At 34.6% G+C, this 15,127-nt stretch carries 15 protein-coding genes; all 15 read left to right on the top strand.

What is annotated here, in order from left to right; genetic code table 11:
* The first annotated feature begins 19 nt into the window (after window positions 1-19).
* The 15 genes from A5821_RS10785 to A5821_RS10715 all read left to right on the top strand — a co-directional run bounded on the left by A5821_RS10785 (window position 20) and on the right by A5821_RS10715 (window position 15,066).
* On the top strand, window positions 20-577 hold the full coding sequence (locus A5821_RS10785; RefSeq protein ID WP_086314578.1) for a Maf family protein: 558 nt from the start codon (window positions 20-22) through the stop codon (window positions 575-577).
* 28 nt (window positions 578-605) lie between these two features.
* Window positions 606-1,100: an acyl-CoA thioesterase gene (locus A5821_RS10780; RefSeq protein ID WP_025871723.1), complete on the top strand. Its 495-nt coding sequence runs from the start codon at window positions 606-608 to the stop codon at window positions 1,098-1,100.
* A 98-nt stretch (window positions 1,101-1,198) separates the two neighbouring features.
* The gene (gene msrB, locus A5821_RS10775; protein WP_086314577.1) at window positions 1,199-1,636 is read left to right on the top strand and encodes a peptide-methionine (R)-S-oxide reductase MsrB; all 438 of its coding nucleotides are present in this window, start codon (window positions 1,199-1,201) and stop codon (window positions 1,634-1,636) included.
* 186 nt (window positions 1,637-1,822) lie between these two features.
* Window positions 1,823-3,496 carry a peptide ABC transporter substrate-binding protein gene (locus tag A5821_RS10770; protein WP_086314576.1) on the top strand — a complete coding sequence of 558 codons (1,674 nt, stop codon included), beginning with the start codon at window positions 1,823-1,825 and terminating at the stop codon, window positions 3,494-3,496.
* A 172-nt stretch (window positions 3,497-3,668) separates the two neighbouring features.
* Window positions 3,669-4,280 carry a Holliday junction branch migration protein RuvA gene (ruvA, locus tag A5821_RS10765; RefSeq protein ID WP_086314575.1) on the top strand — a complete coding sequence of 204 codons (612 nt, stop codon included), beginning with the start codon at window positions 3,669-3,671 and terminating at the stop codon, window positions 4,278-4,280.
* A gap of 12 nt (window positions 4,281-4,292) precedes the next feature.
* The gene (gene ruvB / locus A5821_RS10760) at window positions 4,293-5,303 is read left to right on the top strand and encodes a Holliday junction branch migration DNA helicase RuvB (protein WP_086314574.1); all 1,011 of its coding nucleotides are present in this window, start codon (window positions 4,293-4,295) and stop codon (window positions 5,301-5,303) included.
* A 462-nt stretch (window positions 5,304-5,765) separates the two neighbouring features.
* A complete protein-coding gene (locus A5821_RS10755) occupies window positions 5,766-6,440 on the top strand; it encodes a response regulator transcription factor (RefSeq protein WP_086314573.1) in 675 nt (224 codons plus the stop codon).
* A complete protein-coding gene (locus A5821_RS10750) occupies window positions 6,437-7,816 on the top strand; it encodes a sensor histidine kinase (RefSeq protein WP_086314572.1) in 1,380 nt (459 codons plus the stop codon). The genes A5821_RS10755 and A5821_RS10750 overlap by 4 nt, the downstream gene beginning before the upstream one ends.
* A 686-nt stretch (window positions 7,817-8,502) precedes the next feature.
* The gene (locus A5821_RS10745) at window positions 8,503-9,609 is read left to right on the top strand and encodes a tyrosine-type recombinase/integrase (RefSeq protein WP_086314571.1); all 1,107 of its coding nucleotides are present in this window, start codon (window positions 8,503-8,505) and stop codon (window positions 9,607-9,609) included.
* Window positions 9,610-9,974: 365 nt separating this feature from the next.
* Window positions 9,975-10,697, top strand: a complete 723-nt coding sequence (locus tag A5821_RS10740; RefSeq protein WP_086314570.1) for a winged helix-turn-helix domain-containing protein — start codon at window positions 9,975-9,977, stop codon at window positions 10,695-10,697.
* 76 nt (window positions 10,698-10,773) lie between these two features.
* On the top strand, window positions 10,774-11,418 hold the full coding sequence (locus tag A5821_RS10735; protein ID WP_086314569.1) for a hypothetical protein: 645 nt from the start codon (window positions 10,774-10,776) through the stop codon (window positions 11,416-11,418).
* A gap of 41 nt (window positions 11,419-11,459) precedes the next feature.
* Window positions 11,460-12,527, top strand: coding sequence for a DUF916 and DUF3324 domain-containing protein (locus tag A5821_RS10730; RefSeq protein WP_086314568.1), 1,068 nt, complete (start codon window positions 11,460-11,462; stop codon window positions 12,525-12,527).
* Window position 12,528: 1 nt separating this feature from the next.
* Window positions 12,529-12,846 carry a hypothetical protein gene (locus A5821_RS10725; protein WP_086314567.1) on the top strand — a complete coding sequence of 106 codons (318 nt, stop codon included), beginning with the start codon at window positions 12,529-12,531 and terminating at the stop codon, window positions 12,844-12,846.
* Window positions 12,847-13,139: 293 nt separating this feature from the next.
* A complete protein-coding gene (locus A5821_RS10720) occupies window positions 13,140-13,871 on the top strand; it encodes a hypothetical protein (protein WP_086314565.1) in 732 nt (243 codons plus the stop codon).
* A gap of 166 nt (window positions 13,872-14,037) precedes the next feature.
* Window positions 14,038-15,066, top strand: a complete 1,029-nt coding sequence (locus A5821_RS10715; protein ID WP_086314564.1) for a DUF916 and DUF3324 domain-containing protein — start codon at window positions 14,038-14,040, stop codon at window positions 15,064-15,066.
* The last annotated feature ends 61 nt before the right edge of the window (window positions 15,067-15,127 follow it).

The following is a 15,127-nucleotide window of genomic DNA, read 5'->3' as shown; positions in this document are numbered from 1 at the left end:
GGAAGAAGGTTTTATCCTAATGGCAGTTATTCTTGCCTCGCAATCTCCTCGCAGATGTGAGTTGCTGAGTCGAATTATTTCTGATTTTGAAGTGGTGCCAGCAGACATCAACGAAGAAGTCAAAGACTATTTTACTCCAATGGATTATGTATTAACGATGGCAGCACAAAAAGCGATGCATATCGCCAAGCAATACCCCAATGATTTAGTGATCGGTTCCGATACCATCGTGACGATCGATAATGAAATATTGGGTAAACCAACTTCCAGAGACGATGCTTTTCGTATGTTAAGACAATTAAGTGGTAGAACGCATAAAGTATATACCAGTGTGGTCTTGATGAAAGACGATCAAGAATCTTCAGCGACGGTTCCAGCAACAGTCGAATTTTATGATTTGACAGATGACGAAATCAATCGTTATTTAGATACAAAAGAATACCAAGATAAAGCTGGAGCCTATGGAATTCAGGAACAAGGGGCTTTACTAGTAAAAAGTATTCAAGGCGATTACTATTCGATCATGGGGCTGCCAATTGCGACACTCTATAGAATGCTGCCAGCTTTTGACGAGTAATCGTACGATGAAAGAAGGAAATACATCCATGAAATGTTCTCAAACTAGAGCAATCCAAACACATATGATCACATATCCTCACTTGAATTTTCATAAAACTTTATTTGGCGGTCAATTAATGGCTTGGCTAGATGAAACAGCTGGACTTTCGGCTGTCCGAGTATCTAGAGCGGCAATTGTCACAGCTTCTGTCGATCATTTAGATTTTTTGGCACCTTTAAAAGCAGACCATTCTGTTTGTATCGACGCTTATGTATCAGGCGTTGGTACACGTTCAATGGAGATTTTTGCAAAAGTCATCGGTGAAGATTTATTTTCAGGAGAGCGTTATTTGGCTGGTACCTGTTTTATGACGTTTGTAGTGCCTAAAGGAGCTACTTTACCAGAAACGATCGAGCCTGAGACAAAAGAAGAACGATTTATTTGTCAGGGCTATGAAGCGCGAAAACAATTCAGACAAGCCAAACGACAAGAAAGTATCGATCTTGCTAAAAATGTCGATTTAGATATTCCGTGGAACTAATAATAGACGTAAACACTCACTTTCTAAACAGAAGCTGAGTGTTTTTTTATCAATGATGCTATGATAAGAGTAACTAAAATGTAAGGGTGTGATTTGTCATGGAAAAACCATCAAAAGAAGAGTTGAAGGAAAAGCTATCCGATATTGAATATGCCGTAACACAGGAAAATGCGACTGAACGACCTTTTACTGGTAAATATGACGATTTTTATCAAGAGGGAATTTATGTTGATGTGGTGAGTGGCGAACCACTTTTTAGCTCGAAAGATAAATATGATGCAGGCTGTGGCTGGCCAGCATTTACTAAACCCATTGAAAAACAAGGTGTTAAAGAAAATTCAGATTTTTCTTTAGGTATGCGTCGTGTGGAGGTTCGTAGTAAAGAAGCGGATTCACACTTAGGTCATGTTTTTACAGATGGACCACAAGAGCAGGGCGGCTTACGTTATTGCATCAATGCAGCAGCGTTGCGGTTTGTTCCAGTACAAGAATTAGAAAAAGAAGGTTATGAAGAATATAAGTCTTTGTTTGAATAGAAATTTTTGCTTATCTGAGTAGCAACATCTACTCAGATAAGCTTTTTTTTACTATTTTAAAGGGGAAAAACTGGTTACGTTTTTATTACATAAAATAGTTGCTATTTGTCTGTATTTTTAGTAATATAAGAATATTCAGAAAATTAAAATTTGAAAAGAAAATTATTGATTATTGAGGAGAATAGAATGAAAAAGACGAAGAAGACGAAATTAATAAGTGTTATGATGCTCTCGACATTAGTTTTAGCAGCCTGTGGTGGTGGCGGTAAGACTGGTTCTACAGATAGTAGTAATGAAGGTAAAAAAGCAAGGGGGGAACAGCTTTTTAAACTAGTCGTACAACAAGAAATACCTACGGCGGATCTATCATTAGGAACAAATACCATCAGTTTTTCAGCATTTAATAATATTTATGAAGGATTATACCGTTTAGACGAAAAAAGTAAGCCACATGCAGCAGGAGCCGCAGAAATGGCGAAGAAAAGTGAAGATGGTTTGACGTATACTTTCAAATTAAGAGAAGATGCCAAGTGGTCTAATGGTGATCCTGTAGTTGCTGCGGATTATGTCTATGGATGGCAACGAACAGCCGATCCTAAAACAGCTGCTGAATATGCTTATATGTTTGAATTAGTAAAAAATGGAGCGGACGTTTCTGCTGGGAAAAAAGGTCTTGATGAATTAGGAATCAAAGCAATCGGTGATTATGAACTAGAAGTAACATTAGAGCAAGAAACACCATACTTTGATTACTTACTAGCGTTTCCATCATTTTTCCCGCAAAATAAAAAAATAGTCGATGAAAAAGGCAAAGACTACGCTTCAAACAGTGAGTCCTCTGTCTACAATGGTCCATTTACATTGACTGATTTCGATGGTGCAGGAACAGATACTGAATGGTCTTACACAAAGAACGATCAATACTGGGACAAAGATACTGTTCAATTAGATAAGATAGAGGTAAAAGTAGTTAAAGAAGCACCAACATCATTGAACCTTTTCCAAGACGGACAAGCTGATGATGTGATCTTGAGCGGAGAGTTAGCGAAACAAATGGCAGATGATCCAGAACTTGTGATCGAAAAAGATGCGCGTACTTCTTATCTTGAGTTCAACCAACGAGATGAGAAATCACCCTATCACAATGCCAATTTAAGAAAAGCTATTTCTTATTCTATTGATCGTGACGCGGTTGTTGAACGTATCTTAGGAGACGGATCAGTAGCTTCCACAGGACTTGTTCCAGAAGGCATGTCTTATTCACCAAAAGACAACAAGGACTTTGCAGATGAGAATAAAGACTTATTGAAATATGACAAAGAAAAGGCCAAAAAATATTGGGAAGCAGCCAAAAAAGAATTAGGGATCAGTACATTCAAATTCGACATTGTAGGAGATGATACAGATTCTACGAAAAAAATCTTAGAATATATCCAAGGCGCAGTCAAAGAAACATTAGATGGCGTGGATGTAACAGTTACAAACGTACCGTTTACTGTTCGTCTAGACCGTGGTAAAAATGGTGACTTTGAAGTACTGATGGGTGGCTGGGGAGCTGACTATGCAGACCCAAGTAGTTTCACTGATTTATTCCTAACGGGTGGATCATATAATAGAGGGCGCTACTCAAACGAAAAATATGATGCATTGGTCAATGCGTCAGGTAGCAAAAATGCTTCTGATCCAGAAAAACGCTGGACAGATATGGTAGATGCTGAAAAACTACTGATGGATGATATGGGTGTTGCACCTGTGTATCAAAAAGCAGAAGCACACATGCGTAGTAAAAAAGTCAAAGGCGTAGTGGCTCATGGAGCGGGCGCACGATATGACTATAAATGGACGTATATTTCTGAATAAGAAAATAAGCCAGTACGAATGGATTCATAATTCGTATTGGCTTTCTTTTTATCAAGCTACTGATTTTCCCAAATCTGTGCTAAAATAGAAACGTATGTGCGTATCAAGCATAAGAACGTTGGCGCAAAAGAATCTATCCGCTAACTTTAATGGAATCGAGAAAGGTGAAATTATGTACGAGTATATCATTGGTAAGGTTACATTTATCAGCCCTTATTATATTGTAGTAGAAACAAATGGCATCGGTTATCAGGTTTCTGTAGGCAATCCCTATCGTTATTCTGGCAAAACCGATCAGCAAATTAAAATTTATATCCACCAAGTCATTCGTGAGGATGCCCATCTATTATATGGGTTTGGTGATTTAGATGAAAAACAACTCTTTTTAAAACTAATCAGTGTGTCAGGAATCGGACCAAAAAGTGGGCTTGCGATCATGGCATCAGATGATCACGGTGGTTTGATCAATGCAATTGAGAGTGAAGATGCTGCTTATCTAACAAAATTCCCTGGCGTAGGTAAAAAAACAGCACAGCAAATGATTCTAGACCTAAAAGGTAAACTTGGAGAACTGGAAACATCAGAAGCAGCTGTTGAAGCAATGGCTAAAACACCAACTGCCCAATCAGTAAATCAATCACTAACAGAAGCGTTAGAAGCTTTGAGTGCGCTAGGCTACAGTGAAAAAGAAATCAAACGAATTACGCCGAAATTAGAAGAATTAGGTAGCCAACCAACGGATGAATACTTGCGTAATGCACTGAAATTCATGATGAAACGCTAAGGAGGAATCGCTATGACAGAAGATGAAAGACTGCTTTCCGCTCAAACAAGCGAAGGGGAAGAATCACTGGAAAAGTCACTGCGCCCCCAATTTCTCGAACAGTATATCGGTCAAGATAAAGTCAAACAAGAGCTTACAATTTATATAGAAGCAGCTCGTAATCGAGAAGAAGCGCTAGATCATACACTTTTATACGGACCGCCAGGACTTGGTAAGACAACCATGGCTATGGTGATTGCCAATGAAATGCATGTTAATATTCGAACGACTAGCGGACCTGCAATTGAACGAGCTGGTGATCTTGTTGCGATTTTAAATGAATTGGAACCAGGAGATGTTTTGTTTATTGATGAAATCCATCGTTTACCTCGTGTAGTGGAGGAAATGCTGTATTCCGCAATGGAAGATTTTTATGTAGATATCATGGTGGGACAAGGGACAACGGCTCATCCCGTTCATTTTCCGTTGCCGCCATTTACCTTGATCGGTGCCACAACTAGAGCAGGGATGCTATCGGCGCCACTACGAGATCGCTTCGGGATCATTTCTCATATGGAATATTATGAAACACAAGACTTAAAAGAAATCGTATTGCGCTCTGCGGATATTTTCCAGACAGAAATCGTAGAAGAAGGTGCTTTTGAAATTGCCCGTCGCTCTCGTGGTACTCCTCGTATCGCCAATCGTTTATTAAAACGTGTCCGTGACTTTGCTCAAGTTCAGTCAAATGGCACGATCGATCGCAGTATTGCAGACCAGGCATTGACCTTACTGCAAGTCGATCATCAAGGACTGGATTATGTCGATCAAAAATTATTGAAAACAATGATCGAATTATACGGTGGAGGTCCAGTTGGTTTAAGCACCTTATCTGTGAATATTAGTGAAGAAACTGAGACTGTTGAAGATATGTATGAACCGTATTTGATCCAAAAAGGTTTTATCAAGCGAACGCCAAGAGGGCGGATTGCAACAGCTTTAGCCTATGAACACTTTGGTTATGAATCTTATTATCAAGAATAATGTACTATCGATGCTCAAACCACGCTATTTTTTATTCAGTGGTTTGAGTATTTTTTTTTGAAAATTTGACTAAAAATGGAGTGTGAGACTATATTGCTTACATTGTAAAGCGCAACAGATAGCAATCTATCTCAACTCATTTTTCATACCAGACATATTTAGGAGATAGATTCCAGTAGTAAAGATGAAAAATCCAGATAGAATCCAGATAAAACACAAACAGAATCCAGATGTTTTTGCTAATGTTAAAATATTAAGCAAGTGCTCTAGAAAATGTTGGAACAAGTGATTAATACGTTATGAAACTGCGTTCTACTCATGAAAAAGCATTAAAAAATATTGATAATGAAGTACTCAATACGACGACAATGAGGAAGGAATGGACTATAGTTGACAGAATCTAAGTTGTTCAATTATAGTTTCTCTGTACTTTAGAAATCGTTGGTGAAGGAGGAGCTTGGAATGAATACAAAAATATTAGTAGTTGAAGATGATACAATGACCAATCAAGTAATTTCCGATTTCTTAGAAGAAAAAGATTATGAGGTTGTTTCCGCTTCAGATGGTGAAGAAGCATGGCAAATAGTTCAAAAAGAGACTTTTGATTTGATTATCTTAGATATTATGCTGCCCAATATTAGCGGTTTGGAGTTGTTAGAAAGAATACGGCAAACATCTGATGTGCCAGTAATTATGTTAACAGCTATCGATCAAGAGCATACACAATTGCTTAGTTTTAAGCAAAAAGTAGATGATTATGTAATCAAACCATTTTCGCCAACAATACTGGTCAAAAGAGTTCAAGCAGTATTAAGACGAACAAAGCAAGGAGCGAATACACCAAATTTAGAAGTGTATTATGGTGACGTTCGGATAAACTTTGATGCGGCAATGATTTTTTATAAAGATGAACGAGTTCCATTAACCAAGATTGAATATAGGATCGTTGAATATCTAGCTAAAAATAAAGGGCGTACTGTGACACGGGAACAATTGATAGAGACGATCTGGGGATATGAATTCACAGCAAATGATCGAGTGATCGATAGTCACATGAAAAATATCAGAAAAAAAGTTCCGCACTTAAACATTGAAACAATCAAAGGAATTGGCTATATCTTAGAGGAAAAAAGATGAAAACAAGAACAAAAACATTTTTTTTCACCTCAACGGTCATTGGTGTTGTTATAACAATTAGCTTTGCATTATTGTATTATTTTTTACCGATTGTTTATGAGCATGATCAAAGAAGTCAGGAATTAGCAAAGACAAATGAAGTATTAGCAGAAATTGAAAATAAACCTCTAGAGAAAATAAAAGAATTAATCAATGCAGCATCCTCTCAAGGTAAAACAGCTTGGACTGTAAAAGATTCAAATAATGATACTGTTTATTTGAGCTTATTTAATAAAGATTCAAATGACTTACCTAAAAAAATCGTTATTGTTGCAAATAAGTCAATTGTTCAGATTGCTGATACAACAGTTAAAGATGCAGAGGGTGAAGAATATACGATTAAAGTGAATATGCTTTTAGAGCCCGTTGAAAAGGTCAAAGACACACTTCTGAAAACCTATCCTTACATTTTAGGGATAAGTTTTTTTATAGGTACTGTGAGTGCGTATTGCTACTCTTATTGGGCGACAAGAAGAATTCATAGAATTACTGATAGGACTAAAAATATGGTTGTGCTAGAAGAACCGACCGATTATGTGGTAAAAGGAAAAGATGAAATTAGCGAGTTGGAGAATAATGTTCAATTTCTATATTTATCATTGTTAGAAAATATCCAATCATTGAATCAGGAACTAGAAAAGAGTAATGCTGTCGAGTATTCTAAGTCAGAGTTCATGAGAATTGCTTCTCACGAGCTGAAAACGCCTATTACAGCTATGCTAGGAATCATTGAAGGAATGATTCTAAATGTGGGACGTTTTAAAGATAGAGATCATTATTTAACTGTCTGCAAAGAAATATTAGAATCACAAAGCCAGCTTGTTCAAGACGTGCTATTTATTTCAAAGCTGGAAAGTATTGAAATATTTGAAACGTTTAATGAAAAATTCTCATTGACTGATTTAATTAATGAAACGATGGCTTTATTCGAGTTGATGGCAATTCAAAAAGAATTGACCTTTGAAGTAAATTTAGTAGAGGTAATAATCGACTTTAATAAAGAAGATATGAAAAGAATCATTATGAATTTATTGAGTAATGCTTTGAAATATACGAAAAATGGAGGAAAAGTAACCATTACTCTGACATCAACAGATTTAGTGATAGAAAATCAATGTGTACCGCTAGAAACGAAAGAAATCGAAAAGATATTTTTACCTTTTTATCGCCCTGATTATGCACGTTCAAGAAAAGATGGCGGAACGGGCTTAGGTTTATATATTGTTTCTAAACTATTATTGAAAAATGATATTCCATTTACATTTCAAGCAACAGAAGATAAAACGGGCATGGCGTTTTCGTTGAATTTGTCTTCTGTGGTCAAATTTAGTGAATAAAGGCTATTTGTTTAACACATTGATCAGTTAGTTTACGGACTGAGATAGGACTCGAAGAGTTCTGTCTCAGTCCTTTTTTGTGAAAAAAAGAAACATCTATTTTAATGATTCGGAATAAAATAAAATAAAAACGTTATAAAAAGAATAAATCCATAAAAAATCCATTTTTTATACAAAAAGAATATAGGTTGTTTTGATAAGCTAAATATAGAAAGAGATCAAGATTGGAGGGGGACAATGGTTAGTCGATCCATTATTTATCATATACCCAGAGGCTAAGTTATGAAGGTAAAGCGTTTAAAAATCATTATTATAATTTAGAAGAGAAAGTAGTAGTAGTACGAGAAAAGGATGTCTATGAGATGTGGATAAAATAAAAAATCTTTCTCGTTTTTTAATAAAACGAGAAAGATTTTTTTGTTTATTTGTTTACATCTATATATATTCGTGATTATTTCTTTATTTTATTTGTATCTATATCAATTTTAATGGATTAAATTAAAAAACACAAGGTTTTTTTGATATAAAATTTAATTTTTCTTTTTTATATTAAAAATTATTCAAAAAATGACGAATTTTAAAGGAATTATTATTGTTGTAAAAATAGACCAATTTGGTGGAGGAAATAGGACGTTTTTTCTAGCCGTCATCTCCGCCGTCAATTAAACATGAAAGGATGATTTATTTTGGCAAGAGGCGAAAATATCTACAAAAGAAAAGATGGTCGTTGGGAAGGTCGATATCCCAAGGCAAGAAGAGCTGATGGTTCTATATATTATGGTTATATCTACGGAGGGTCCTTTAAAATAGTTAGAGAACAACTTTTAGAAAAAAGAATCTTGCATACACTAGAAAAAAGTTCAGTTCAACAGAAATTTGAAGGCTCCTTTGAGACATGGTCAATTATTTGGTTGAATCAATTGATGCAAGAAAACATTAAAGAAAGTACATATGCGAGCTATAAAAATAAACTTTCTTTACATATATTACCCGTTATTGGTAAAACACCTTTACATCTTGTAGATAAAAAGCAGTTAGAACAGTTGACCGATCAACTTAAAGATAAATTGTCACCAGCTTCTATCCATATTGTTTTTCGACTAGTAAAAAGCTGTTTAAAAGCAGCCAGAGACCGGGGATATATAAATACCAATCCAGCTGAACAAATCTCGCTACCCAAAGTTCAAAAAGAACAGGTTCCTGCTTTAAACCGTCAGCAACATACTCAACTCTTAAATGAAAGTAAGCAAAATGTTAAAGGGTTACCGATTGTAATTGCTCTAGAAACAGGCATGCGCATCGGAGAAATCAGCGCATTGAAATGGGAAGATGTTGATTTTGAGCAAGAAGTTATTCACGTATGTCGAACGAAACAACGCATTTTTGATTATGATAAGAGCATAAACAAAACAAAATTAATTGAAACAGCTCCTAAAACCAAACGTGCTAAACGTGTGATTCCGTTAACCCCTTGCTTGAAGGAACAACTTATATTGGCTAAGGAACACGCAGTTTCATCTTATGTAGTCGAAAGCCACGGAAAATCTGTTGAACCAAGAACGATCAGCTATCGATTTGAACGAATCAAGAAAAAAGTGGGATTATCCGATGTTGGCTTTCACGTGTTAAGACATACATTTGCCACACGTTGTGTAGAGCTTGGGGTAAATATTAATACAGTTAGTGCACTTTTAGGACACACATCTATAAAACTGACACTAGATACTTATACCTATTCATTTGTTGAAGATCAACGGAAAGCAATGGAAACTTTAGCTGTTTTTTCATCTTAAGAATACTGGGAATTATTTAAAAAAAGGCTATCAGGCCTTTTTTTATTTTAGGATAATTAGGAAAATAGTTTAAATTTAAGCTCATTCTAAAAGGTATTGGGACTTTGTTAGCCGTCGTTTCAGCCGTCAGTCAAAATAATAGGTTACTAGCTATAGGCAATAAAAAGAATAAGTTCTCGTTTTATTAAAAAACGAGAACTTATTCTTTTAAAATCTACTACTACTAATTTTACTTTTTTATTAAAAAAAGAGCAAAGAATTGCTCTAATAGATGAACTAAATAATGACATATTCTGCTTTCATAATGTGGGAAGTTAAATGAGTTGTGCAGATAATGTCAAAAAAGAGAGAAGGGGATAGGAACAATGTACAAATTAGGAATTTTAAAAGGTGAGGACACAACACAGAATACATTTGTAGATGAGATTACTAAGTGTTCTACTTTCAAAACGTCATTATTCAACTATGTTGACAACAATGAAGAAATGCTATCAGAAATGAATATTATTCTTATTGGTGAAATGCCAACTTTTGGATTTGAATCCATCTGTGAATCCATTTTAGAATTGAGAAAGTCATTTCAGGGAATCATTTGGATATTATCGAAAGAGCTTACGGACTTTAATCAAATGATTTATTACCAATTAGGTGCAGATGGTATTTCAAATGTAAACAATAACAAGGGGATATTTTTGTTGCAATTGGAAAATTTATTAAAGCATACAAGTAACAAAGAAGAACCAAAAGAAATGATTTCCAAAGATATGACGCAAAAAAAAGACTTTGTTTTAAATGAAGGAAGTTTAAGTTTAATCGTGAAAGATGGTTTTGAAATTTCTTTAACAAAATTAGAATTCCTTGTCTTACGAGAGCTATTTATTCATTCAGGTGAAACCTTATCCTATGAAGATATTTATAAAAAAATTTGGATCGGAAAAAATAAGGATGAAACAGCTGACGCAAAATTTAGACAATATAGAATTACGAATATTATTTTTCATCTACGAAAGAAGTTTGAAGAAGCGCCAGGAAGTCCAGAATATATAAAAACGATTCGTTCCAGAGGATATAAGCTGGATCTTAAATGAAGGTTTAGATGCTTTCTGAATTTATAAATGGCTTGATACAGAAAGAAAAAATGAATGATTGAGGTTGAAATAAAGGATGACTAAAGAACAACTAGAAAAGCAACAGAATAAAGGCTTGAGATCTGCAACGATTGTAGCGGCGTTACTTTTTATCATGTGGGTTATTTATTTGATATTTTTCTATGCTTATTATAAGGAAGCTTATTTCTATATTGATAAGCGATTAACGCTGTTCTACCAACTATTAATTTTGGTACATGACAATTTAGTTGAAACAATTAAATATCTATCACTAGGTGTTCTGTTGATGACCATTACTTTTGTGCATATATATTTCATTTTTTTATCAAACAAAAGAAATCCATACCCAAGAGTATCGCTGTATATTTTATCTGGTCTAAATGCTATTTACTTTTTGCTTTTATTGATTAATGTGTACGGATTTATTTTCTTCATATTGTCAATCCTTTCAGGGAGTATTATATATGCTTTGGTAATAATTGGAAATGAAGCGAATCAGAAAGTATCCACAAAAGATTATGAAGAAGGAGATATTCTTGAAACAACGGGTCCCTTTGAAACAAAGGAAATTGCTCAGAGAGAAGCGGGTATCAGAATAGAAAAACTACAAGAAAATCCACACTTGGTTTTAGGAGAAGAGCTTTATCAAGAAGAAAATAACTACTATATCGACATTTATATTGAAGCAATAAAAAAATAATATTTCTAAATCGCTAGAGATAAGGAGCCATTGGAAGTTAAATGAAAAAAAATAACTATTTATATGTCATTTTATGGGCGGGACTATTACTCTTTTTATTTCCCAACATAACATTGGCAAAAGAGGAAGAAAATCTTGGTTATACGGTTTCAGCCGTTCCTAGTAGTAAACAAATCGATCCAGAACAAAGCTATTTCTATATACAAACGACACCAGGAGAAATACAGCAGTTAAAAGTAAATGTGAAAAGCACGCGAAAAGAACCAGTAAAAATTAATATCTATCCAACGAATGCGTTTACTGGCGATCAAGGTACGATCGAATATACCGAAGACTCTAAATTGTTAGATGAAACATTAAAAGATCCTATAAGTTCTATAGTGAAAGTTGATACACCTAGTCTTACTGTGGAAGACTACGAGGAAAAAGAACTAACCATTCAACTAACTTCTCCAAAGGAAAGTTATTCTGGCGTGAAGATTGGAGCCTTAGTTTTTGAATTAGATGGTACTGAGAAAGACCAACCTGTAACCAACAAGTTTGCTTATCGAATTGGGCTAATTACCTCAGAAAATGGGGATGATTATAAAGACTCCAAGACATTGAATCTTTTGGATGCAAAATCTACTCTTAAACGTGGTAAAAAGATGGTTTTAGCAACATTACAAAATCCTGAACCTAAAATTTTATCTAATATCGATATTCAAGCAGAGGTTAGAGAAAAAGATAGCAAAAAGGTTGTAAAAAAAACAACAGCTAAACAGTACAATATGGCTCCGAATAGTCGCTTTGAATTTGAAATGGACTGGGGAACCTCAGCAATTAAAGGTGGGACTTATCTACTGAATATGACTGTGAGTAATGGATACAATGATTGGAAGTTTGAAAAAGAGTTTACAATCACAGGGGCACAAGCAAAACAAATGAATGAAGATAGTGGATTTAAAATCATTACGCCAATCTGGATAAAGGCCGTAACAATTGTATTACTTATTATGACGGGAGTTATGATATTTGTCCTTTTAAAAAGGCGAAAAAAAATGGAAAGTCAATGGAAATCTAGGAAAAGAAAAAAAAGGAAGAAAAGAAAAAAGAAAGAAGTGAGATAAGATGAAAAAAAATATCATCGTTCTATTTTTCCTAATTTGCTTAAGCAGTTTATCTTTTGGCGAACCGGCAGAAGCTGCTAGTCACAAGGGAAAAACAAACGTAGAAATCACTTTCCAAAGCGAACAAGCAAGTGTTTTACAACCACCTTCCAAAGAAAATCTTGAATCTTTGAAAAAAGTTGGCAAACTCCCTTCAACAGGTGAATTGATTGCGTCGATAATATGGCTACTGTCGGGGGCATCAGTTTTGATTTTTCTTGTAGGGATGATTAGTTTAAGAACCGTTATGTCAAAAAACGTATGGGAGCGATTATGTTAGATGATTAATTATTTATGGTTATTCATTTTGGGGGGAATTGCAGTAATATCCTTAATATTCTTCTTAATGATGTTATCAAGAGATGCTTTTTTAATAAGAAACTTAAAAAAGCGGAAAGGTCCATTGCTTGTGAATTTTAGCTTGCTATTGATTACGCTGAGCAGTTTAGGACTAATAGTTTACCTGTTTACACTCTTAAAGGAACAAATAGAACTTTTACAATAATAATAAGGAACAACTTATAACAGTAACTGTCGCCAATCTGTACTTGCGCATTAAAAAGGATGGAAAAAATGAAAAAACAATTAGTAATGATTTCACTATTATCAGCAGCAGCGGTGACAATGTTCGCAACTTCAGCTGACGCAAAAACATTTGATGACAAGACAGACGTTGGGGTACAGTTTAAATCAGATGATCCAACAATTCCAGGTGAAAACAAACCGTATAAAGACAATCTATCTCTTATTTGGAAACCAAATAGTTTCGAATTTGGTCAACAAAAAGCTGTAGCAGGTATTGCGACATTTAACAATACTATAACAGGAGACCAATACCTAGTAGTCAATGATGACAGACCAACAGAGACAACAGGAGCTTGGAAGTTAACTGCTAAAATGTCTAAATTAGTATCAGATGCAACTGATACTAAAGGATTAGAAGGCGCTAAATTAACGTATACATTAGATGCTGCGCAATCTTATGACATTGGACAGGTTGATCCTTCAACGAATGATTTCACACCAAAAAACCCAGCAGATGATAAAACAGTTTTAGGTACTTTAGATCCTAATGCAGCAATCCAATTAGGTGATGGTACATCAACAGACATGACTTTAGAAGCTGGAAGCACAACTGGAAAAGAAGTAATTGCTAAAACGGCAGCTAACAAAGTTAAAGGTGGGGTAGCAACTAAAGTAACAAATGTTAAGTTAGTGGTTACAGATACAAAAGGCGCAAAGGCTGCAGGTAAATCATTTAGTGGTTCAGTTACTTGGACTTTAGATGATCTAGTAGCTCCTTAATTAAACAATAAAAAAATAAAAAAATAGCAGTCGGTACAGATTGTGCTGAGAGTTATTGTTATAAGTTGTTCGTTCAAACATATTCCATATAAAAACTATTGTAAAGAGTAACAGATGAAAAGTAAAGAAAAAAGAAGATCTACCATGAAACGAAAGGGTATATAAAATGAAAACAAAGATAAGCTATATTCTCTTCATGGGTATGCTATTTCTACTATTTAAACCAATTGTTAGCTTCTCTGAAGCAAAGAAGACAAGCGGGATTGATGATTTTTCCTATGAAGTAGTGTTCCCAGAAAACCAGAAAGATGAAAAAGTGGGATACTATGATCTTCTCGTACAGCAAGGGGAAAAGCAAACAATTCAAATGAAACTTTCAAATACATCAGATCAACCTATGAAAGTAGAAATTGTAATAAGTAGTGCTAAAACTAACGGAAATGGCGTAGTGACATTTGGCCCAAATGATATTAAAGTAGATGACTCCTTAAAACATGATTTAGCTAAATTAGTTCTTGCTCCTAAGGAAGTCACGTTGGCACCAAATAGTCGTACAATGGTCAATTTTACAATTAACGTGCCGGAAGAAACATTCAAAGGCTATATTGCCGGTGGAATTCAGTTAAAACCAATCTTAAAGGAACATCTTACTACGAAAAAAGAACAAGTAATCTTGAATAAGTTTGCTTTTGTTGTAGGTGTATTGCTGAGTGAATCTGAAACTCAATTCTTGAAACCAGATCTGCAATTAAAGGATGTCTCATTAAAGTTGAAAAATGCAAGGTATACTCTGTTTGCCAATATATCAAACACAAAAAGTGTTTTTGCAGAAAATCTTACAGCAATGATAAAGATCAGAAAAAAAGGAGAAAAAAAATCTTTTTTGGAAATCGAAAAAAAACAATTACGAATGGCTCCTAATTCAATGATGGAATTACCCGTTTTTTTAGAGGACCAAAAAGTAACAGCCGGTGAATATACAGCTGATATTGAAATAAACGCTGAAAATGGGGACAGTTGGAAATGGGCAAACAATTTCAATTTTTCAAAAATCGAAGCTGAACGAATAAATAAACAAAAATCTTTAGAACACACATCTTCTAATAAATATTGGTGGATAGTGTGTATTCTATTCATTTTGTTAACGGTGATTGTTCTGTATTTTCTGAAAAAGACACATAAAAATAAGAAATAAAAAAAGGATAGCTGGCTCATTATTTTAGAAAATCAAAATTAGATAAAGTTGGTAAATCTTC

The organism is Enterococcus sp. 7F3_DIV0205 (assembly GCF_002141365.2).
In the GTDB taxonomy this organism is placed as follows: Bacteria; Bacillota; Bacilli; order Lactobacillales; family Enterococcaceae; genus Enterococcus_L; species Enterococcus_L palustris.
Note: the sequence above shows the minus strand (reverse complement) of the source record. Positions and strands in the feature narration are given on the sequence as shown.